This window comes from Sebaldella sp. S0638 (genome assembly GCF_024158605.1).
Taxonomy (GTDB): Bacteria; Fusobacteriota; Fusobacteriia; order Fusobacteriales; family Leptotrichiaceae; genus Sebaldella.
The window spans coordinates 1-23,186 of the sequence record NZ_JAMZGM010000061.1 but is presented as its reverse complement, the minus strand read 5'-3'; the positions used below and the strand labels follow the sequence as shown (position 1 = coordinate 23,186).

Sequence of the window (23,186 nt, the reverse complement as noted above, 5' to 3'; positions counted from 1 at the left end):
TCTGTATATTTAATAAATTATCTTGAGAATGGAATTCCGACAAATAAATTCGGAATAAGGATAGCAGGCGGATATTCCAGCTCCTATGATACTCCGTACAGCATAACAGGAGACAGAATAGAAGTAGTAAACAGAGCAGATTTTAATACAGTGAATAATTTTATAGGAGGAGCAACTACATCTACAATAACGGTATCAGATACAGACTATGGCGATACATCTAAATTTACAACAAGAACAGTAAGAATAGGAGCGCAGGGGAAATATTTAACATACGATATTTTGGTGAGATACAACACGAATATATCAACAGTAAATATAGCGGAGAATTTACCGTTGGCGAATCTGCCTTACTATAACAGTCCTTGGGCAAAAGGTTTAGACTTCTGTATATATGGAAGCGATGGCAGCATAAGTCGCGGAGAATTGATAGGAGCTTCCAGAGCAGGGGAAACAGGGAAAATAGTACACAGCGGAACATTATTGTCAGGAATAACATATACTGCAAAATTACAGGTGAGAGGGGCGTTTCAATAATGAAAAAAGAGTATTCAGTTGACTTAGAATTATTTGAGAATATAAAACATACAAATATTCTGTATGTTCAGGGAGATAGTGAAGTATACCCGCTTACAATTAATTTGCGAAAGCATGGTATGCCGTTTGATTTGACAGGGAAAACAGCAACATTGACAGTGACAAAATTGTCAGGAGCTGTGGTGGTGGGAGAATGTGAGATAAAAGATACAGATGGTGTATTAGTTTATAAATTTAAGGGAAATGAAATAAATGAACAGGGAAAAGTAAGTGCATTAGTACAGGTGTATACGGGAAATAAAAGACTTACCTTTCAGGAATTTGTATTTCATGTAAAAGGAACAAAGGATTTAAATGAATCCATAAAAGCAACAGATGAATTTAATGTTCTCACTGATTTAATTGATAGTGTAGAGAACATAGGTGACTGGAAAGACTATAAAATAGAGATAGAAGAATAGGAGAGAAAAATGGCAGTAAAAAAAGGAACTTTAAAAAGAAAAAACGGTGCAGGGACTTATGATGAGATAAATTTAAAGACAACAGCAGAACAGGTAAAAATGACAGATGGAACAACAGTACAGGCGTTTCTTGACAGTTTACCGTCAGCTGGTGGAGCAGGAGCAAAAGTAGTAGCAGATATACCGGCAAGAGATGCCTTAACTCCGGAAGAAGGTCTGATTGCTTATGTATTAGATGCAACAGGAGACAGTACAGTAAAAGCAGGAGGAGCCTCATATATCTATGATGGGAGTAACTGGATAAAGATATCTGAATTTGAGAGTATGGACATGGTAATTGACTGGACAGATATACAGAATAAACCAAATATTGTAGATATTAAGGTATCAGCAACAGAGCCGACAGGACAGGTAGAAGGAGATATCTGGCTAGAAGAAACTGTGTAGGTGATCAGAGATGGCAAACGTGAAATTAAAAGAAAAAACAGCAGAAGGATACCGAACTTTGTATCCTTCAACACTGGCAAAAAATGTAATAACAGGAACAGGAAATGTTCAGAGCGATATATCAAAGCTAATGTCTGAAATAAATGATTTAAAAGGCAGTGATTTCCTAGATTGGGGAATAGACTGTGCAGAGATGACAGAGGAAGAATTGAATATAAAATTTTTAGAAGCCGTAAAATCAAAAAAGAAAGTAAAAGTGTATAACTTTTCATTTCCAACAACTCCGGTAATAAATTTAGGAAACGGTTTTTTAAAGTTTGAATACTTTGAAGATGAATTACAAACAGTAAAAGTAGAGTTTGTAAAAGATGCACTGAACCCTAACCTTATAACAGGAGCAGTCAGGTATATAAATCTTTTAGGTTGGGACGAGGACACTGAAGAATATTATGAAGTAGAAGAAATAGCATTTTTAAATTATCAGCAGTGGCAAATAAGAGGGGGATATGTAAGGTTTAATGAAAAACAGGTGACAGAACAGATAACAGGGGGAACCGGAGGAAACAAATATCTGAAAAGTTCGGATTTTAATTCGGATATTGTACCTTCTATATTTAAAGAAATAGTATTAAATGTAATAATAAAAGCAACAAACGGAGTATCAGGAACAACAGAAACAACTTACAGACAGTTCATAATAAAGAGACCTGAAACCTATGATATGTTTGAGTATATTAATTTTATGAAAAATGGAAGAGTAGATATATTGTTTACAGGATTTTTCACTCCACCAAACTTAGTGATGTATAGGGTAGGAAATACAGGAAATTTAGTGTCAGGTAGCGTAACATTATCAATAAAACCGGTAGGATATTTTTATTAAGGAGACAAAGAGAATGAAAAGAAAAGCAATACTTAACATAGGACATGGTAATACGATAAATAAGAAAGGGGTGAGAGTTTATGACCCCGGAGCCATAGGGAACGGATTTGAAGAGTATAAATACAATTATGATCTGGTAAATAAATATGTATCTCCATACTTAAAAGAAATGGAAGTAGATCATGAAGTAATAATACAAAGTGAGAGATTTTCCAAGTTACCAGATGAAATAAACAGAATAAGTACAAAAGATGATGTTATTGTATCATTTCATTTAAATTCTGTGGATTATAATGAAGGAAACGGAGTAGAGGTATTTTATTACCCTACGAGTTCAAAAGGCAAGGAATTAGCACGAAAAATGCTTGAGGCTAACTTATGTATAACTAAATTAAAAAACAGAGGAATAAAGCCAAATGTGAGTGGAGCAAGAGGGCATGCATTATTTCAAAAGACAAAAGCAACCGCAGTACTAATAGAAAGTGGCTTCATATCAAATGACAGGGATATAGCGACACTTAATGCAGTTCAGGAACAATTAGGAAGAAGTTATGCGAAAGCAATAGCAGAATATATAAAGGGCTAGAAAGCAAGAAAATAAAGGGTGTCCTTAAAATGAACTAAAAATTATAAGTAAAGATACCAAAATAGCATTATCAACTTTGCAAAATTTATATGAGAACAAGGCGAGTAGTATTAATTTTAATACTCTTGCTAAGTTAATAGAATACTTCAAAATAATGGACATAAGAAAAATTATTGATAATATTATAATTGAAGATACTCAGTATAATTTTAAGGATTATAATGAAATAGAATATAAGTGAGGGAAAAATGAATTATAAAGGAATAGAATATGATGTAACAAATGAAAAACAGGAAGGAGATATTTTATATCTTGCATTGAGAAAAGTAAAAAATAAAGAGAGTAAGCCGGAAATTATTGAAAATACAGGATTTAAATTTAGTCAAAGAAGTTTGAACAGTTTAAAAAGAATACATCCGGACTTAGTAAAAGTAATGACAGAAGCAATAAAAACAAGTCCTGTAGATTTTACTATAACAGATGAGTTAAGAACAACTGCACAGCAACAAGCATTATATGCAAAAGGGAGAACAGCCTCAGGTAAAATCGTAACTTATACGGACGGAGTAAAGAAGAAATCAAATCATCAGGCTAAATCAGACGGTTATGGTTATGCTGTTGATTTATATGCATATTATGGTGGGAAAGTACAGGTAGATGATGATAAGACAATCATTAATAAAATAGCACCTCACATAAAATTTGTAGCAAAAAAATTAGGAATAAATATAGAATGGGGTGGAGACTGGAAAAGTTTCAAGGATTACCCGCATTTTGAACTTAAAAAATAGGAGGAATAAATTATGAATTATTTAAATTTAGTAACAGGATTTTATATGCAACATCCATATATAAATACATCAATCGTGATAGGTTTAGTGGCAATAGGATTTTTCGTGTACAAATACAAAAAAGCAGAAGTTCTGGCATTTGTCGCTTCAAAATGGGCGGAAGCAATGGGAGGTGACAAAGGTGTAGAAAAATTAAATTATGCGGTTGACTGGATGATGCGACAGGAATTCTACAAAAACTCTGTGTTGTGTATTATACCGAAAAATTGGATAAAATCTCTGATACAACACGTATTTAACAAAAATAAAAACATAATAGAATCTAAATAAGACAGGGAGGGTGCTATGTTCAGCCGAGAACTTACAGAGAGAATAGAAAAAAATATAAAATGGGGAAAATGGGTTATTTCTTTAGTGATAATAATAATTTTTCTAAACAATCAGTACATGGAATCACAGCAAATAAAGCAACTGGTGACAGATAACAAAAAGTTAATAGAAGTAACGACTATTAAAATTGAATTCACTCAAGACATGGTAATGACTGGTTTTATTTATGATTTGAAAAAACAAGATGAAAAGCTAAAAGACGATATTGCAGATTTAAAAAGCACAGATATCGAAAGGGATATAAAAAGATGTTCATTAGTAAGGCAAAATCAAGATTTATACACTGACGAGATAGAAACTTATTGTCAAAGAATCAAAAACATAGATATAAAAAAACTAAAAAACTAGGAGGTAACATTATGTTATGCAAATTATTTAAGGATTTATCGAAGTTGAAAGGACACGAGCAGTTAACACTTATAACAATTCACTGGGATTTAGAAAAGCAATTTGAAAAACTATCGGGTGATTTACCAGACATGAAAAAATCAGATATAAGCAAGTTCAAGGAACTGACACCAGTTCTGAAGAAACATTTTCCAGAATTCTATAAGGCAGAAAAGGCAAAGTTGGACATAATAAACAGTATGCCGTCTTAATATGAGTATCTGAAAAGTAAATATAAAATATAAGAGCCTGTGAAAGGGTTCTTTTATTTTATAAATGCATATTTACCTATTGACAAATTAAAAAGTTAAGGTAGAATTATAGTGCAAAGGAACTGGGGTAGATTCTTTTTGCTGGCACTTTTAATAAGAGTGTCTTTTTTATTTTAGAGGAAATCTAAGAAAAAATAAAAATGTTGTTTTAAATGCCGAAAAGTAGGGATAATATTTTTTGAATCTAACCCATTTTAGTCTAATCGACTTAGTGGGAATTACCTATAAATGCTATAATCTAAGCATAAATTGGAAGAATAGCAAGAGGTGATTTTATGTCTGAATATTACTTCTTTAGTGGAGTAAAAAAGGTTCAAGAGATTGAACAGTGGATAATGTGACTTATGCAATTAGGCAAGATGAAAGAGGGGTGATATTTACTATTAAATTGTATGGAGAGGACAAGGATATGAGAACTTATCACAATAATATTAGAAAGAAGGTGGAGAAATATTTGAATGTTTTGAAGAGTGTAAACCTGTGAGTTGACATTTTACTCTTTAGAAAGGAAGTGAAAATATATGGAAAAATTTTAATGAATATAGTATAATAGAAGGTAAAAAAAAAGATATGAAAAAATGGTACAACATGGTATAATTAACTAAGAAGAAATAGGAGGTGTTTTCTATGCCATATAATGCATTAAGTGTTGCAAAATATATTCTAAGTCATTGTCCAATGGATCATGTTAGATTACAAAAAACATTATATTTTTTACAAGCGATTTTCCTTGTAAATGTGGGAAGACCTTTATTTAATGAAAATATTGAAGCTTGGGATTACGGTCCTGTAGTACGAGAAGTCTTTAATGAATATCGTTATTCTGGCTCACAAGACTTAAGATTTGACGATATAGATCGTAAAGTACAGAGTGATATGGATGTATTCTTTGGAACAGGCAATGTTATGGAGGATTTCAATAGATTAGCTAGTGAAGAAAATGATAATATAATAATAAAAAATTTTTTGGATAACAATAAAAGCATTAACACTTGGGCTTTAGTAGATTTAACGCATCGTTTTGAAACGTGGATAAATCATTATAATTCTGGAAATTCAATAATACCTAAAGAGGAAATAGCTGAATATCATAGAAGAATAGGAGGATTTAATGTCTGATACACCAAATCAAACAACTATGAATCCTAATATAGATCCGAGCATTAATTCGCCCGAAAATTCTAATCAACAGTCAACTTCAAATAGATTGTCTGAATTAACTTTGTTTGTAAATAGAACCGTAAGTAGTATAATAGAAAAAGAAATTGATGAATCCAATTATAAAAAATATTCTGATGAATTTGACGAAAAAATGTCACATTTAAGATCTGAGATATCTGAAGAACTTTTATTAAATAAAATTTTACTTTTGACAAATCATTTTGCTTCTTGGAGAAATTTAGACCAAATTAATTCGCATTCAAGGAATATAAAATCTGAAATTATGACGATGATGGGTTTGTTTTTTGCCATTTTTACGTTTATACAGGTAAATTTCACATTTATTGGTAAATTTCTTGAAAATTATAATGGGTATAGGCTTATATTGTTTACTGCATTAATAAACATAATATTAGTTCTTACACTTGCTTATATACTACAGATAATTTTAGCTATTGTATATGGCGAAAATAAAGCATGGGAAAAAAGAAAAGATGGAGAATATTATATAAAACCTTTTCCATATCCTAAATTTTGTAAAAACAGACCATTTTCATGGGGAAGTATTAAAATTTTTAAAGCTTCAAAATTTAAAATAAAGAGAGCTTTATTTCATACATTAGTATTTTTGTGTGGAGTAGGAGTGTTTGCTTTCTTCAATGAAGAACAACGTTATTCTAAATCATATGAAGAACTTGAAAAAGAAATATTGAAAAAAGTAGATGCTAGAATAACAAAAAAAACGATTGAAATGAACCTATTAGATGTAAAGAAAGAGGACATTGATATAATTAAGAATAATCTAAAAAACGAAATTGAAAATGATTTATTAAAAGAAATGTATAAGAATAAATAAAAGCAGCCACTAAGGCTGCTTATTTTTTTACTATAACTTTCCCGTTCTGATCCAACCGGGGAGTGATGGATTTATGATAAGTAATATATTCGACTCCAGTTTGCTCATCTATGAAGTAAGAAATTTCATTTGAAGTTTCATATTTTATAAAAATTAATGCCGTGAATATGGCAATAAACAACAATACTAGAATTATAATAGTCTTTTTGTTTTTCATAATTAGTCCTTCTTTCTATTTGATTTATTCATTAATAAATGATAAAATCAACTTGCGAGGGATGATTTAAAATCATTTTTGCAGGGGGCTGAAATATGCTCCCTTTTTTATTACAAAGTCTGGAATATAAACGGTATGTATCTAGGCACCACTAAAATATCTTACTTTTCTAAGGAGAAGTTAAAATTATATATGAATCGGACTAAGCTATATTAGTTCGATTTTTTTATGAACATTTTAAATAATTACTGTACATCTTTTCTATCTAAATTCTCTATATTATTCAAAATTTCTTTCAATGTTAAGAAAACTTTATTTTCATTTTCTGTTTTAAGTTCAGACAATAATTTATTATACAGTTGTACATCATTTGAAATATTTTTTTCTGTATATATTTTTTAAATATAACTTTCCGATTCTTTATTGATGATAATTTCTTTGGTAATTACGGGTTATTTAATTGTTTTTATAAATATGAAAAAAATTATGCTATATTTGTTAGCATTTATAGGACTAAGTTTGATAAAAATACAGCATAAAAATAATTAACTTTTTTTTTATTAGAAACATGATATTATAACAGATAATATATCATAGAAAATTATTAGAACAAATTAAGGAGGAATTATGAAAAAAAATAAAAAAATATTGTTATCTTTTGTAGCATTAAATTCAATTTTACCAGTATATGCAGCAGGAAATACTGTTAACGGAAACACAAAATATGACAGAATGTATAACAACATAATTAAAAACATGGAACAAGGAAAATCAAATAATAAGAATTATCAAGTTTTAGAAAGAATAATCAATTCGAAAAATAAAGAATTAAAAGATTTATATCTACAAAATGATTATGTGGTGAAACCGGAATTTTTAGAATGGCAGATATTTTTTTCGGGATTTTATAACGAGTATGGAAAAGGAGTGGACAACAGTTCCGAAAACGCCAGATATCATTCGAAAGTCAGCGGATATTATGATACAGCAGGAAATTATGTAATGACAAGCGGTGTAACAGGAGGAGGTATTTCAGGAAAGCCTTACCAACCATTGCAGGAGACAAAAGACATAAATTTAGGTGTCAGTATACCTTTGAAAGGGCTGACAAAAGAACCACTGGCTTTATCAATATCGCCTGCAGAGGAAATCAATATAATCCCTAATATTGTAAGTGTGAATGTAGAAATACCTACAATAACAGGAGATGTCAGACTACCTTCATTTTCACCGGTAAATGTAGTTACACCTCCGGATTTAAGCAGAATATCTATTAACTGGCCAAGAGCAAGCTATACTTCAGGGCATGCTGATGCAGTAACTACATCTGTGAACGGAACTAATGAGGTAAACAGCGGTGATCTGATATATAATGTAGTCAGTTTTTCAAGTTTGATGAATAAAACAGGAGTAGAAATATATAAAGGATCTTATACCAATGACGGGAAAATAGAAATAAACTATGATGGATACGGGAATAGCGGCGGCGGAGTAACAAGGACAAATACATTTCACGGAATTTTGAACCAGAACAGATATATGGTTGGACCGGAGAATGCCAACCCTATATCATTTGTAAACAACGGGGAATTTAATATATATACTAATCTGGCAGATAATGGCGGAGATATAGGTTCTGTAATGGGAATACATTATTACAGCGGAAGTTATGCAGAAAATACAAAAATAGAAAATTACGGCACAGTAAGAGTAAAGCAGGCCGTATGGATGCAATTCGAAGATACTGAAGGAACGTATCTGAGTCATGCTTCAGACGGAAGAGTCGGAAACGTAATTGTAGATGACAGGTCACAGGGACTGCAGGTTTGGAGATGTTGTTATATAGATTATAGAGATAGGGATACCCTTGCCTATATAGATCCGGGGATAGTTGTTGTAAGAGGAGACTCAACAGGAATAAATATAGTAGAATCAGAGGACGGTATGAGAAGTAAAGTAGTAAACGATAATACAACCAATGACCCGGGAAAAGATTCGCAGCTTATTGTAGAAAAGGGAAATGGACTGGTTTTTACTATTAGTGATGATCTAAAAGCAGGACTATATGAAGAAGTTATAATATACCAATATATCAAACAGGAGCCGGAACTAACGGATTAATAGTAATTGACGGTACATCTAACGGAGCACCGGGATGGAGTACAACAGGAAGAGGAAAAGGAGTAGTTCATTTAGGCACAGGAGCGAAAATAGAAATAAGAACACCTGGTAATATGACTGAAAGAACAACAGGAATTTATACAAATGCAGCTCAGGCAATTGATAATGAAGGAACAGTAAATAATATGACAAGTGATGCTTATTCACTAACTTTAAATGACGGTACAGTCTTGAATTATGCAGCCCAGCCTGACGGATCAAAAAATACAGTAGGTGTGTATATCACAAAAAATAACGGAAATGCATTAAATACAGAAATATTGCCGGGAGAAACGACAGCAGACATTCATTACAGACAAAACGGCGGAAGTATAAGAATAGGCGGGGAAAATTCGGTAGCTTTGTATAATAACAATGATAAAGTGAAAATAATGAATAATGCAGAAATAGAAGCAGCTAACGGGGCAGTGGGACTGTATACAAAAGGAAACGGAACAATAGGAAGCGCGGTAACAATAATTAATCAGGCTAATTTAACAGTAGGCGATAAATCACTGTTGTTTTATAATGAATCAGGTGGACAGATAGATTTTCAGGGAGCAACTACGGCTTTAATAAAAAGCGGAGGTACAGCGTTTTACTCAAAAGGAACTACCGCATTGACTGATTATCTGAATATAAGCAACTTAACTGTAAAAATGGAAGATAATTCTACTTTACTGATGTTGGAAGAACCTGCGGCAGATGTGTATTTAAACGCGTTGCCAGGAGTAACCGGGATAAATATAGACCCAAGCAGTTCATCAAACTTCAAGAAAGTATCACAGTACAGAGGAAAATTTTTTATAAATCAGAATGTACTCTTAGATAATGATTTTGATGATTATGTGCAGACTTCCCTTATTTCTACTAAAACAGAACTGATGGCAGGCTTTTCTGTTACAGGAAGCAAGGATGGTCAGGTAGGAATAAAAACAGGAGCTAATACTGCGATTACTTTGACTTCAGATGTGTCAGCGGTAAATAACGGATTAATACAATTGTCAGGTAATAATTCAGTGGGACTTTATACTAATTTTGGTACAAATACCAACACAGATACTTTAACAGTAACGGGAGCAAAAGGAGTAGGTCAGTTTGCAGAGAACGGATCGGTAGTTTTAAACAGCGGTAATATAACAATAGGAAATGAAGGAGCAGGGATATACGCAGTAAGTTTTCAGGATCCGGCAAATGAGCCTTTATTCGGGGATAAAAAAATAAATGTAACAAATACAGGAAATATAACTTCAAATATAGGAGCAAAATCTGTCGGTATTTATTTAAATAACAATAAAGGATTGGCAACATCTGATGCAAAATTAAATTTAGGAACAGGAACAATAAATGTAAAGAACTCCGATAACGGAATAGGAGTATATGCGGATAAGATTGAAATTTCCGGAGGAGGAAACATAACTGTAGGACGAAACGGAGTAGGAATATACGCTAAAGACAGCGATCTGTATTTAAGCAGCTTAAATATAAATCTTCACGGAGATAACTCATTGGGGCTTTATCTTGAAGGAAATTCAAATTTATGGACTGGTACAGGAAATATAGATATAGACGGGCAAAATGTAGTTTTATATAATATAAAGACAAATGCCGGAACAACAATAAATAATGACTTTACGGTAACATCAACAACGGGTTCCACTTATACACTAGGTGGTATAAACGAAGGATCAGTGGAATATACTGGAAACAGCAACCTTACGTCAAATGGAACTCTTGTGTCAGGAAAAAATTCTACAATATATCTTAATGGATCAGTGATAACATCGGATTCTGGTTCTGTTAATGTGGCAGCAGTGGCACTGGATGGTCAGGGAAGCGGAAGCATTACGGGAATGACAATGGCAACAGACGGAGAAAATAACGGGTCTATTCTTTTAGGGAACAGCTCTGTAGGAATATACGGGAAAAATGGCTCAAGAATAAGCAATGTCAATATGATTAGTGTAGGGGACAGTTCAGCAGGACTGATGACTTCGGGGCTGAATTCGTCTGCAGTAAACAGCGGAACAATAACTGTAGGAACCGGTTCTCAGGGTATTTATCTGAAAGATGGAGATCGTGTAGAAAATTTAGGAACAGGGATTATAACAGGCAGCGGAACAGGTGCAATAGGAATCTATGCAGATAATAACAGTTCGGCGGTAATGCAGATAAGAAATAACGGTACTATAAATCTTGCAGATGATAAAGCGATAGGAATATATTCAATAGGAACGAATTCTCATAACATAATTAATAATATGTCAGCGATATTAGAAATAGGAAACTCTACAAGTACTTCAGACCCCGGAATAGGTATTTACAGTGCAGTATCAGGAAGCACAATAACGAATTTCGGAACCGTTACTTCCGGGAAAAATTCCATCGGAATTTATAGCAACGGAGGAGTTGTAAATAATAACGGGATATCTAATATAGGAGATTCGGGAGTAGGAATATATTCTACAGGAGGAATCGTTAATTTGAATATGGGTTCCAGTCTCAATATGGGAACAAACGGAGCAGTGGGAGTATATGGAGTTTATTCTGCGGTTAGGAACTCATGGCACCTGAATGTAGGAAGTAATAACTATGGATTTATAATAAAAGGCGGATCATTTACAAATGATTCAGGAACAAACAGTGTTGTCGATAAAGATTCTGTATTTATGTACAGTTCAGAGGCAGCAACAGTAGTAAATAACGGTAGTCTTATGTCATTAAGCTCAGATAATATCGGTTTTTATATGGGGCAGGATTCTGTGAGCGGTTTAAGCGGAGCTGCAATGACTAATAACGGTTCGATATTCTTAATGGGTGGAAATAATAATGTAGGAATATATAATTACGGCGGAACTGTAGATAACTATGGAACTGTAAATGTAGCAGATTCAGGCTTAGTTTTTATTACTAAAAAAGACGGATCAAAAGAACTGGATATAGAAGAAAGCAAATATGCAGTGGGAATATACGGAGAAAATGCTTCAATTGTAAATCATGCGTCTGGAAGTATATCAGCAGGTTACGGGGGATATGGAATAGTAGCTAAGGGAGGAACAGCAGTTAATGACGGATTAATAACTACAACCGGTGATTATTCCACAGGAATGTATACTGAAGGCGGGATAGTTACAAATAATCATATAATAAATGTAACAGGTAATAATACAATAGGTATGGCAGGAAAAGGAGCCGGAGCACAGCTGATAAATAACGGTCAGATAAATATAACCGGTGATAATGCAATAGGAATGTATGCTAATATCGGAACAGTAATAATAAATAACGGAACTATAGATATAAACGGTGCAAACGGTCAGATATTCGTATCATCTGATCCAGCAGATACCGGACATAATGTAGAGACAGGATCAGCAATTATAAACGGAAGTACAACAGGGAATATAATAAATTCAGCGGGAACTGTCCATACACTGCCTGAACTGATAAATGCCGGAATCATAAAAACAAGCGGAGTGCTGGCATTAGGCGGAATACAGGTAATGATAAAGCCTGATCCTTCAACAAAGCAGGCGTCTTCAAATCCTGATTATGATTTTGAGCTGTCAGGAACATCAATAACAGCAGATCACATAACAACATCAAAGCCGATAGTAATATTACCGGGATTCGCAGATGGAACAAATGCAAATGTTTATAAGCTGGAAGGTGTAATAAATGCTACATCCGGACAATATGATTTTATAAGCGGATCACTTTTATGGGAAGCTACTCCAAAAGCAACCGGAACAGGTTCGGATGTGTATATGTCAAGAAAAAGTTTTACGGATTTTACAGATGGATTATGGTTTGAAGAATTTGGTTCAGCACTGGAAAATAATTATTTAAGTGCTTCCGAAGACGGAGTAAAAATATATAATAAAACAGGATATATAAAAACAGAAGAAGAATTCAGAAACATAATGGGAAGTTTAGCAGGAAATGTATATTCCAATATTAATCACAGAGAAAATGATATAGCGGAATCTCTTGAAAATTCGCTTAATTTAATGCAGGATTCAGTGAATAATACAAAGGAGAATGTAAAAGTAAGTGTAATAGCAGGAAAAGGGAAAAATAATGAAAAAACAGACGGGGTAACAGGATATGATTATACAACAGCCGGAGCTCTGGCATTAAGAGAAGTAGAGAGAACATACAGACATACTTTCGGCTATTCACTGGGATATTTACATACAGTATTTGAATTCAAAGACGGAAATGAAAGTGAAGAATGGGTAGACACAATACAGCTTGGAGCACATAATAAATATAAGTCGAACGACTGGGAATTAAGAAATGATCTTACGGGAAGAGTAAGTTTTCATAATATAGACAGAAATATAGACTGGGGTTCACCGCTTGGCAGATCGGAAATGAATGGTACATATGAAACATACAGTATAACAAGTGACAATATCCTAGGGAAAAACTTTGATTTAAATAAAAAAGTAAGTATAGTACCTTATGGAGGATTCAGGGTAATGTATGTAACAAGACCAACATTCAGTGAAACAGGATTGGAAAGTCTTCAGGTAAAAGGAAATGATGCGTGGAGCGTAAAACCAAGAGCCGGAGTAGAACTAAAAGGAGTAATGCCTGTGGGAGAAAGCTGGAAACTGAAAGGAACTCTGAATTTTGCTTATGAGTATGAATTAGCAGATTTGAATGAGCGAGAGTATGCTAAGTTAACAAGTATAGAGACAGGTTATCACAAGCTTTCAAAACCTGAAGATGACAAAGGGATTATAAGAACCGGTGTATCAATGGGATTGGAAATAGAAGACAGATACGGGGTATTTGTAACAGGTGATTATAAAACAGGAAATGATAAAGAAGATGATTACAGAGTAGGAGTCACATTAAAAGCCGTATTTTAAACATGAAGAATTAGGAAATCAATTAAAACAGGGGTGAAAATCCCTGTTTTTAATATGTTACGTATATATTCAGAGAAACATAAGCCTGTTACAGATACTGTCAGGTAAGTTCAGCGGTTAATGTCAATATTCAGTATATGACTGAATTCTTTTAAAAAAATAATATATAGGTTTTTAATTTTACATTCTTTAAATATATGGATATTAAATAGATATAATAGAAATAAAAATTTATTGTATAATAAATTTTTTTATTGACAAAATATTTAATAATAATTATAATGTTTATATTAACAAATATTTTGAAAATCAAAATAAAAAACAAGAGTTTATATTTGTACATAAAATCAAAATTTCGGCACAATAAAGATACTGTTTAATGAATACCATTCGAAACTATATAAAATAAACATATAGTCCAGTCGCAAGCTGTTAGGTTTAAGTACTGATCAAAGAAAAACATATAAATTCTAAATTTTCATAAGCAAAAAACCGTAATTTTTAGTATGCAAACGCGTATAAATAAAAACAAGGAGGGTACAAATGTTAAGAAAAATTGTAATTTTTGTTCTGCTGGCAGCTGTGACATCTTTAGTTACTGCGACTGAAGATATAATAGTAAAAGGAGAGATCAGACTGGATGAAAATATAACAACTGCAACAGGTTTTCAAAGTACAGTGAAAGAGCAGGTAAAAAATGTTACTGTAATTTCAAAAGAGGACATTGAAAAGAAAGGGTATAAAAATCTGCAGGAAGTGCTGAAAGATGCACCGGGAATTAGTTTTGTAGATGTCGGCTTCGGAGGGAGTATTGATATCCGGGGTCAGGGAACCGAGGGAGTATCAAAGGTAAAAGTCATGGTTGACGGAGTAACAATGAATCTTCTTGATACATCACATGGTGCAACTCCAATTAATTCAATAGGAATTTCTAATATAGAGAGAATTGAGATAATACCGGGAGGAGGTGCGGTATTATATGGAAATGGAACTGTGGGAGGTGTCGTAAATATTATAACCAAAGCTCCGGAAGAAACAGGCGGTTCGGCAGCAATAGAGTATGGTTCACATTATGACAAAAATGCCAGTATTTATACAGGGTTTAAGGTGACAGACCAGCTGTTTTTAAATTTTGACTTCAGCGGAAGAGATGCACGTACATATAGAGATAAGGAAAAATTTAAAAACAATTATTGGGCAGGCGGACTTACTTACAAAATTACGAGTAATCAGTCTCTTACATTAAAAGCAAGCCGTTTCACAGAGGACAGGACAGCTTCAAGTTCCATTACTAAAAAACAAATGGAAGAAGACAGACAGCAGGCGGGGTCTTCTCTAACAGATTATGAAGAAAAAAGAACGGAATTTACTTTAAATTATGGGATTAATGTATTGGAAAATCTAAGGTTAGAAGCTACCGGTTATCTTCAGGATAAAAAAACAACATTAAAAATGAACAATAAAGGAGTTATGACTTATACAACAGATGGTTTATTTGAAGATAAGAAAAAGGGAATAAATTTTAAAGGAAAGTATGATTATTCAAAAGGAGAAGTGATATTTGGGTATAATTTTCTTGAAAATGACATGTTAAGAGGAAGCCATTCATATTTTCCAAATGGGAAAACAATGAGCAGGGCAGTTGTAGATCTGAGTAAAACTACAAACAGCCTTTATATTCTTGAAAAGCACAATATTTTGGAAAATTTACAGCTGATTGGAGGATTCAGGGAAGAATGGGCATCTTATAAAATAAACAGGACAGATGGGAAATTTATTATAGATTCTGATAAAAATGAAAATAATAGTGCCTGGGAGCTGGGGCTGAATTATTTATACAGAGATACGGGAAATGTTTACATCAGATATGAACACGGATTCTTGTCACCTGCCCCTGCCCAGCTGACAAATAAATCCCCTTTAAGAGGTTACTATCTGAATGATTTAAAATCTGAAACTTATAATACTTTTGAGATAGGAATGAAGGATGTAGTAATGGGTTCATATGTGAGTGCGACAATGTATTATACAAATACAGACGATGAAATTTCACAGGTATTTTCTGCGGAACGCGGCGGTGGCTGGGAATTTTATAATCTGGATAAAACAAGAAGATATGGTATGGAATTATTTTCAGAACAATACTTTGGAAAATTAGTAATAAGTGAATCACTATCATATATAAATGCAAAAATTACTGCCGGACCGGAAAAAGGAGAAAAAATTCCGTATGTGCCGGAAGTAAAAGCAACACTCGGACTATCATATGAGATTATAAAAAACTTAAATACTGGAATTAATCTAAATTACTTCAGCAGTACCGAAGACAGCAGGGGAGTAAAAATAGATACTTACAGTACAACAGATTTAGTTGTTAAATATGGATTTGATAATGGAATACATTTAATAGCAGGAGTGAACAATCTTTTTAATAAAAAATATAATGAATATCAAAATACAAACAGGGCGGGTATAACAAACTATATACCTGCTGATGAAATTAATTATTACATAGGCTTAAAATATGAATTTTAAGTGTAAATATTGTATCAATTATATCCTGAATTAAAGCGAAAGGAGAAATACTAAAATTATTCGTAATAAAAAATCTGGCTGATGGTATGGACGAAGAAAGACCAATCTTAACCGCCGAATATATTTTATATGAAAATCCTGACTTTCTCCTGATAGGAATGGGTGCAACATCAGCAGAAAATTTTATTTTGGAAAATCCACAGCTGGCAGGAATCAAAGCTCTTAGAAATAAGAATATTATAAAAACAGATTCATGTTCGCTTATGAGAGGTTCTCCCGGAATAATAGATGAAATGTCAAAATTATATAGTGAAATGAAAAAATTGATTAACTCCAGTATTTTTAGATAGAAGAACTGAGCTTTTTGAGAAAAACTCAGAACAGCAAGTTTAAAATAATATATGGAAAAATCGGACTAAGTGAAATTAGTTCGATTTTTGATTTACTAAATTACATATAATGTTTGAAAATTTTAAAAATAAAGATTCAGATAGTTTTATTCATAAAGTTTATTAGTTAGCAAACAGTATCTTTTTAGTCTGAAATCATGTCAAAATATCATAAATACATTATATTCTTTTTGATTTAACGTATAATGACACAGAGTCAGGACTATATGGAATTATAAATTTTAATTAAAAAAATACCCATTCTTCCGGCGATTTTTCAAATATTTAATATTTTCATTGATTTTTTTCATTGAATGAATTATAATTTATTGAAATGGTGATATTAGATATCAAATAATACTTAATTTATATTATAGCAGACTGAAGAAGGGTATCACTGCAGCAGTTTTTTTATGAAACGCTGACAAAACCAATATTTGAAAGAAAAGAGGAAAATATTATGAGTAATTATAACGCGGTACTAGCAAGAAATACAGAAAAGGCACCACAAAGTTCTCTGCATTCACAAACAGTAGCTTTTTCTCATTATAACAACTTTTCAGCCCAATTACCTATTGATCCAAAAACAGGTGAATTGGTAGCGGGTGGTATCAAAGATCAGGCTGAACAATGTTTTAAAAATATCAAGGCAATTATTGACAGCATCGGACACGTTATGGACGATATTGTCAGAATTACTATATTTGTTAAAAATATCAAAGATGTTGACGCAGTAAATGAAGTTTATAAAACATACTATTCGAGCTATCTTCCTACGCAAACAATAGTTGCAGTTGATGCTTTGCCTATGAATGCTTTAGTGCAGGTAGAAGCACTTGTAACAAACGGTGAAGGTACAATTCCAAATGCACCGCAGGCAGGAGATCTTATAAAACTTACGAATAACACAGAAAATGCACCGACAAGTTCTCTATCTACACAAACAGTGGCTTTTTCGCACTACAATAATATTTCAGCTCAATTACCTATTGACCCAAAAACTGGCAGACTGGTAATCGGCGGAGTTACAGAACAGGCCAGACAGTGTTTAAAGAATATCAAAGCAATTTTAGAAAGTATCGATGTTCCTTTTGATGATATCGTTAAAATTACTGTATTCCTTAAAGATTTTTCTGATTTTGAAGCTGTAAATGAAGTTTATTCGACTTTTTTCCCAGACTCGGCAATTGCCAGAGCAGTAGCTTATGTTCCTGCAAGAACAACTGTTGCAGCAGCAGATTTACCTATGGGTGCTTTAGTACAAATTGAAGCAGTGGTATCACACGGAGACGGTACACCGCCACAGGCTATTGAAGACAGACACGGGATTATCGTAGAAGCAAATAATACGGAAAATGCGCCAAAATGTCCAATATCTACACAAACAGTAGCATTTTCTCATTATAATAATATTTCAGCTCAGTTACCTTTAGATCCAAAAACTAGTAAAATAGTAGACGGAGGAGTAAAAGAGCAGACTGAACAGTGCTTAAAAAACATTAAAGCAATTGTAGAAAGTATTGATCATGTGTTGGAAGATACAGTTAAAATAAATATATTCCTTAAAAATATCGGAGATATTGAAGCTGTAAATGAAGCTTACAAAAAGTTCTTCCCAAATGGTACACCTGCAAGAAGAATAGTAGGAGTATCAGTTCTGCCTATGAATGCTTTAGTGCAAATTGATGCAATTATAGGAAATGCTGAAGGAACACCACCAATAAAATAATAATGTCAAAAATAAAAATCTGTATTAAAGCGGTGACTAACTTGTAACAGGAAGCAGCAGAAAATTCTGCGGACTTATCTGATAAAACATAAGAAAGACTCTTGTTATAAGAATAAATTGTACCTATAATCTTATACATTAGGATAGAAACTAAACCGACCCATATACAGAATAGAGACTGAAAAAACACGTTAGTATTAATAATACTTTGAACGTGTTTTTTCATTTTTATATTCTTTTGGATTTTTTTCGGCACCTGTATAAAGAAGAGTTTGACAGGTATCTGCTTTTATAAATAAGATAAGTCAGTTTCTTTTATCAAAAGGTGTTTTGGGTTTTAGTACAATGCCTATAATATAATGATTACTTATGTCGTTTTCAGTTAATTCTTTTTGTGTCCCTGTGAAATTCAACAGATTAGCATTTTCATGGCTGTAGACAGAGATATCAGCATCCTGAAATCCGTCAATATTATTTAGCTGAGAAACTGTTAATTTTGTTTCTGCGATAAATCCAATCCAGATGATAAAATCCTTTTCAGAATGTCCAATGTATTTTGAAAACTCTTTTACTTTAATATTATCAGGCAGCAGAGAAAAATCTAACGTATTTAATCTTTTATCTGCATAGTTATCATTGATTTTAGGGCCTAGAAATTCAACAAAGATAAAACTGAAAGTAATAATAACAGTTATAGTTATAAAAACAGCCAGTGATATTTTAATAATTGCTTTTCTTCTCATTTATATCTTCCTCTTTAGATTTTATAGTATAATTATAACAAATAAATGTTTTCTTTTGAATGATATGTTTATAAAAACAGTTTTTTCGTTTGCGTTTAATCTGAAAATAAGTGAAAATCGTGCTTTTGAAATGAACAGCTTCAGTATTATTATATTTACTAAATAACAGCAAAAAAGGAGCTTTTTAGCTCCCGGAATTTCTTGAAATAAAAGAATTATACAAAATAGTGGGTATTTATATTTTATCGTAAATCTACATTTGTTTTCATCAAATCTTTGTAAATAGTATTCTTGCCGTGTCCTCCGAAGACTTTCATATCATCAGAGAATTTAAGCTGTTTAAACATTTTTATAGTATCCTGTCTTTCCTTTTCATTACCGGTCGGGTGTTTTGCACTGCCCACAAGCTCTGCCATTATAGTGTCACCGCCGAATAATACGTTTTCCTCTTCAAAGTAAAATATGCATGAACCGCAGGTATGTCCCGGCGTATGTATGATTTCAAATGTATACCCGCCAATTGTAAATTTGCCTTCTGTAAAAGTCTGAGGTTTTGTATCAACCATTAAAGAGAATCCGTTTATATCTGAACAATTCAGTACAGGGTCACGCAAAAAATCATAATCTGACTCGTGTATATATATTTTAGCTCCCGGATTAGCCGCTGCAACCTTATCTAAAGCATAGATATTATCCCAATGTCCGTGTGTAATCAGTATAGCATCCAGACCGCCTATAGAATCAACATACTCCGAAAGTTCATCTGAATAGTGTCCGGGATCAATCAGAATATTGCCTTTTTCAGAACTAATCACATGAACTGTACTGGAAAAACTTTTTGTATTACGGAAACTTCGCACTTCTCCTGATATTGAGTCTGTTTTTCCTTTAAAGAAAGCGACTTCGCCGTTATTCTTCAATGATGCCGCAGTTTCTGACTTTTTTGAAATTTTATTTGCCGAGTATAAACTGAAATTTTTTCCTTCTTCAATTTTACCGCAGGCAATCGTAACAAGCATTATCATTATACCAGCTATTTTGATTCTCATGAATCCCTCCCTTTTTATTTATAAGGAAAATAAAGGAAAATAAATGTTTTCAATAAGTATCGAGTACGGATAGGGCGTCTTTCCTTGTTCTTTGATTTTATCTTCCATATAGTCACGTAAACGCCATATAGTAGTGGGATCTGAACCCGGAGCGATATTCATTGTACTTTCCAGCTGGTCTGCGTTTAAACCTAAATATGCCTGAATATCTTCCGATGTTAATCCGGATATTTTATAATTTTCATGTAATTCTATGCTGGTCTGCTTTTTTTGTGCTGCATTCAAACTCATAAAATTACCTCCGATCTCTTTATTTTTTTATTTCTGATTATTTAGAACATTTTATAATAAATTACAAGTATTTTCTGTCAGATGGTTTTATGATGCGTTCAATTTTGCATTATTGATATTTCCTTTTTGGTTACGAAATCTTATGAATGTTATGATTGCTCCTATTATACATAATATTCCGGCTATTGTATAAACATATCTCATTCCGTATAAAAATATATTATCATTTTCTTCGATGTAGGTCAAAACTCTGTATCCTGCTTTGGAACTCATTCTGCTGTATAAAAGTGTAGTAGCTATAGCTATGCCGACACTCATTCCGATATTTCTTACCAGCGCATTTACACTTCCTGCAATTCCAAGTTTATTTCTGTTCACAGCGGACATTACTAATGAATTATTTGGAGATTGGAATAATCCTGCCCCGAAACCAATGACTGCCATAAAAGCCAGTAATAAAGGAATTGGAGTGCTTACACCCAGCATAGTCATAAGAAAAAACCCTGCTCCCATTATTATTAAACCTGTAAAAGTAAGAATTTCAGGTCTTGTTTTATCCGAAAGAATACCGCTGAAAAGTGCAGAAAGTGTTAATACTATGGAGTAAAACATCATTAGCAGACCTATAAAAGCCGGGGCACATTCTCTGGTATAATGTAAATAAAAAGGATTCACTATTAACAGGCAAAATATTGCAACAAAGCTTAGAAATGAACAAAAAATGCTTATTGAAAATAATTTTGATTTAAATAAACCTAAATCAAGCATCGGCTCACTGGATTTGTTCTCTGTATAAATAAAGAGAACAAATGTTATTATTGAAGTAACAAAGCTGCCGATTATAAAAGGATTGCTGTATCCTAAAGCTCCGCCCTGAATCACGGAAAAGAAGAATGTAACTATAGTTACTACAAAAAGTAAAAATCCTTTTATATCAGGAAATTTTCCTTTGTTAACGTGTTCTTTAGGTAAAAATTTAATACATAAAATAAATGTTATTATTCCAAATGGAATATTTAGAAGAAATACATAGTTCCAATTAAACAGTGAAATTATAAAACCCCCGATTGGTGCTCCCATCATAGTGCCTAAAGCTATAAAAGTACCAAAAAGTCCAAAAGCTTTACCAATCTCATTTTTGGGAACAGCCTCTGTGATAATTCCCTGACTTGTAGCCATAGCAGCAGCAGCGCCCACTGCCTGAACTATTCTTGATGTTATAAGAAACGGTAAAGTCGTGGATATACCGCACATTAGCGATCCTAATGTAAATATGAATATTCCCGTTTTAAAAACTCTAATTTTTCCCTTAAGATCTCCCAGTTTACCAAATGCCAGTATAAGAGTGCAGATTGCTATCAGATAGGAAGAAAAGACCCAGCTTATAGACTGTGTATTCACAGATAAGCTCTTTGACATAGAAGGTAATGCCACATTTATTATGCTTCCGTCAAATGAAGTCATAAAAGCAAGCAGCAATACTGTAGTTAAAATTATATTTTTATTTTTATAATGTTCATTGTTCTCAGTATTCATGGTTTGTTCTCCTTTTTATTTAAACAGATAAATTTATTTTTGGAATAATTTAAGCAATATACAGATTTGCATATTAGCTTAAATTATTCTTTTAGAGACTGAACTTACAGGATGACTGTTCGTGATGAGCCGTCTATTTTACAAAAATCAGCTTTGGCTTCAGTCAGATAAAAGCATTCCATTACCGGACTGTCAACGGACTTGTAGTTATTCTTGAGGAATGGAGATTCTTCAAATGCTTTTTGTTTTATTTCAAGCCTTGAGTCAGGAATAACTCTGCCGCTGAGGCGAATCCATTCCATTTTTTGATTTAGTCCGCATATTTCAATTTCCGGATTCTTCTGAATCTGTTCAAAAAATGGTTTTTGATTACCTGTTGTAAAATACAGCTTTTGATCATGCAGCATAACAAAACTAAACGGCCGAACTTTTGGCTTTCCTTCTTCAATTGTTGCAACAAAAAATGCTCTGCAGTTTTTTAAAAATTCTAATACTTCTTCCATATTATTTCCTCCATTATTTTTCCTGAATTTTGATTTTGTTCCAAAAGAAAGTGCCGTAGTTTGTCAGCTTATTTTCTTTAATTTATTTATGCTTCATTTCTAGTTGTGTTCTTTCGATAATCTCTTTAGATGAATCGTATGTAACTGCGTTAGCCAGAGCGGTATAAGAAACGGCCGCAGCTAAAGTCAGTATTAATATTGTTTTTTTCATTATTAGTCCTCCATAGTTATTGTTTTATTTAATTAAATGTTTAGTATGTTTGTTTTAGCAGTTTATTTATGTCTCATTTCTAATTGAATTCTGTCGATAATTTCTTTAGATGAATCATATGTAACTGTATCAGCTAAAGCAGTATAAGATGCAGCCACAGCTAGAGTTAGTA

At 32.8% G+C, this 23,186-nt stretch carries 23 protein-coding genes and 1 pseudogene; 17 read left to right on the top strand and 7 right to left on the bottom strand.

All coding sequences use genetic code 11. The features are described 5' to 3' along the window. The 12 genes from NK213_RS14755 to NK213_RS14705 form a co-directional block, all read left to right on the top strand. Positions 1–537 (top strand): hypothetical protein (locus NK213_RS14755; RefSeq protein WP_253350406.1); only part of this gene is annotated, 537 nt, incomplete at its 5' end. Then, the gene (locus NK213_RS14750) at positions 537–998 is read left to right on the top strand and encodes a BppU family phage baseplate upper protein (protein ID WP_253350405.1); all 462 of its coding nucleotides are present in this window, start codon (positions 537–539) and stop codon (positions 996–998) included. The genes NK213_RS14755 and NK213_RS14750, both read left to right, overlap by 1 nt. 9 nt (positions 999–1,007) lie before the next feature. Beyond that, positions 1,008–1,445 (top strand): hypothetical protein, encoded by a 438-nt coding sequence (locus tag NK213_RS14745; protein WP_253350404.1) that lies wholly within the window; start codon positions 1,008–1,010, stop codon positions 1,443–1,445. 10 nt (positions 1,446–1,455) lie between these two features. After that, entirely contained in the window at positions 1,456–2,328 is an 873-nt protein-coding gene (locus NK213_RS14740; protein ID WP_253350403.1) for a hypothetical protein, read from the top strand. A gap of 13 nt (positions 2,329–2,341) precedes the next feature. Next, positions 2,342–2,914, top strand: coding sequence for an N-acetylmuramoyl-L-alanine amidase (locus NK213_RS14735; RefSeq protein WP_253350402.1), 573 nt, complete (start codon positions 2,342–2,344; stop codon positions 2,912–2,914). A 40-nt stretch (positions 2,915–2,954) separates the two neighbouring features. After that, on the top strand, positions 2,955–3,155 hold the full coding sequence (locus NK213_RS20695; protein ID WP_371926441.1) for a hypothetical protein: 201 nt from the start codon (positions 2,955–2,957) through the stop codon (positions 3,153–3,155). A gap of 7 nt (positions 3,156–3,162) precedes the next feature. Further along, positions 3,163–3,705, top strand: coding sequence for a M15 family metallopeptidase (locus NK213_RS14730; protein WP_253350401.1), 543 nt, complete (start codon positions 3,163–3,165; stop codon positions 3,703–3,705). Between the two features lie 12 nt (positions 3,706–3,717). Then, positions 3,718–4,035 (top strand): hypothetical protein, encoded by a 318-nt coding sequence (locus tag NK213_RS14725; RefSeq protein ID WP_253350400.1) that lies wholly within the window; start codon positions 3,718–3,720, stop codon positions 4,033–4,035. Positions 4,036–4,050: 15 nt separating this feature from the next. Next, entirely contained in the window at positions 4,051–4,443 is a 393-nt protein-coding gene (locus tag NK213_RS14720) for a hypothetical protein (protein WP_253350399.1), read from the top strand. A gap of 11 nt (positions 4,444–4,454) precedes the next feature. Continuing rightward, positions 4,455–4,694: a hypothetical protein gene (locus tag NK213_RS14715; protein WP_253350398.1), complete on the top strand. Its 240-nt coding sequence runs from the start codon at positions 4,455–4,457 to the stop codon at positions 4,692–4,694. Between the two features lie 687 nt (positions 4,695–5,381). Beyond that, positions 5,382–5,873 carry a Panacea domain-containing protein gene (locus tag NK213_RS14710; protein WP_253350397.1) on the top strand — a complete coding sequence of 164 codons (492 nt, stop codon included), beginning with the start codon at positions 5,382–5,384 and terminating at the stop codon, positions 5,871–5,873. Continuing rightward, positions 5,866–6,771 carry a hypothetical protein gene (locus NK213_RS14705; protein ID WP_253350396.1) on the top strand — a complete coding sequence of 302 codons (906 nt, stop codon included), beginning with the start codon at positions 5,866–5,868 and terminating at the stop codon, positions 6,769–6,771. Before NK213_RS14710 ends, NK213_RS14705 begins: the two co-directional genes overlap by 8 nt. Positions 6,772–6,790: 19 nt before the next feature. On the opposite strand, the gene NK213_RS14700 is transcribed toward NK213_RS14705, so the two are convergent. Beyond that, positions 6,791–6,988, bottom strand: coding sequence for a DUF6440 family protein (locus NK213_RS14700; protein ID WP_253350395.1), 198 nt, complete (start codon positions 6,986–6,988; stop codon positions 6,791–6,793). A 627-nt stretch (positions 6,989–7,615) separates the two neighbouring features. On the opposite strand from NK213_RS14700, the gene NK213_RS14695 reads away from it, so the two are divergent. From NK213_RS14695 to NK213_RS14675, 5 genes and pseudogenes are all read left to right on the top strand, one after another. Further along, positions 7,616–9,109 carry a hypothetical protein gene (locus tag NK213_RS14695; protein WP_253350394.1) on the top strand — a complete coding sequence of 498 codons (1,494 nt, stop codon included), beginning with the start codon at positions 7,616–7,618 and terminating at the stop codon, positions 9,107–9,109. Positions 9,110–12,912: 3,803 nt separating this feature from the next. Further along, positions 12,913–14,028: pseudogene (locus NK213_RS20690) on the top strand (autotransporter outer membrane beta-barrel domain-containing protein); the annotation flags it as partial. 543 nt (positions 14,029–14,571) lie between these two features. Continuing rightward, complete coding sequence (locus NK213_RS14685) at positions 14,572–16,563, top strand: TonB-dependent receptor (RefSeq protein ID WP_253350392.1); 1,992 nt, start codon at positions 14,572–14,574, stop codon at positions 16,561–16,563. A 29-nt stretch (positions 16,564–16,592) separates the two neighbouring features. Beyond that, positions 16,593–16,913 (top strand): ABC transporter substrate-binding protein, encoded by a 321-nt coding sequence (locus tag NK213_RS14680; protein WP_371926440.1) that lies wholly within the window; start codon positions 16,593–16,595, stop codon positions 16,911–16,913. Positions 16,914–17,412: 499 nt separating this feature from the next. Continuing rightward, positions 17,413–18,681 carry a RidA family protein gene (locus tag NK213_RS14675; protein ID WP_253350390.1) on the top strand — a complete coding sequence of 423 codons (1,269 nt, stop codon included), beginning with the start codon at positions 17,413–17,415 and terminating at the stop codon, positions 18,679–18,681. 305 nt (positions 18,682–18,986) lie between these two features. On the opposite strand, the gene NK213_RS14670 is transcribed toward NK213_RS14675, so the two are convergent. The 6 genes from NK213_RS14670 to NK213_RS20460 form a co-directional block, all read right to left on the bottom strand. Then, positions 18,987–19,424 (bottom strand): hypothetical protein, encoded by a 438-nt coding sequence (locus NK213_RS14670; RefSeq protein WP_253350389.1) that lies wholly within the window; start codon positions 19,422–19,424, stop codon positions 18,987–18,989. Between the two features lie 242 nt (positions 19,425–19,666). Beyond that, entirely contained in the window at positions 19,667–20,473 is an 807-nt protein-coding gene (locus NK213_RS14665; protein ID WP_253350388.1) for an MBL fold metallo-hydrolase, read from the bottom strand. A gap of 18 nt (positions 20,474–20,491) precedes the next feature. Next, on the bottom strand, positions 20,492–20,764 hold the full coding sequence (locus NK213_RS14660; RefSeq protein WP_253350387.1) for a DUF2316 family protein: 273 nt from the start codon (positions 20,762–20,764) through the stop codon (positions 20,492–20,494). A gap of 87 nt (positions 20,765–20,851) precedes the next feature. Next, a complete protein-coding gene (locus tag NK213_RS14655) occupies positions 20,852–22,300 on the bottom strand; it encodes an MFS transporter (RefSeq protein WP_253350386.1) in 1,449 nt (482 codons plus the stop codon). Between the two features lie 104 nt (positions 22,301–22,404). Then, positions 22,405–22,803 carry a pyridoxamine 5'-phosphate oxidase family protein gene (locus NK213_RS14650; RefSeq protein ID WP_253350385.1) on the bottom strand — a complete coding sequence of 133 codons (399 nt, stop codon included), beginning with the start codon at positions 22,801–22,803 and terminating at the stop codon, positions 22,405–22,407. An 82-nt stretch (positions 22,804–22,885) separates the two neighbouring features. Beyond that, positions 22,886–23,014: a hypothetical protein gene (locus tag NK213_RS20460; RefSeq protein ID WP_256478762.1), complete on the bottom strand. Its 129-nt coding sequence runs from the start codon at positions 23,012–23,014 to the stop codon at positions 22,886–22,888. Positions 23,015–23,186 lie beyond the last annotated feature (172 nt).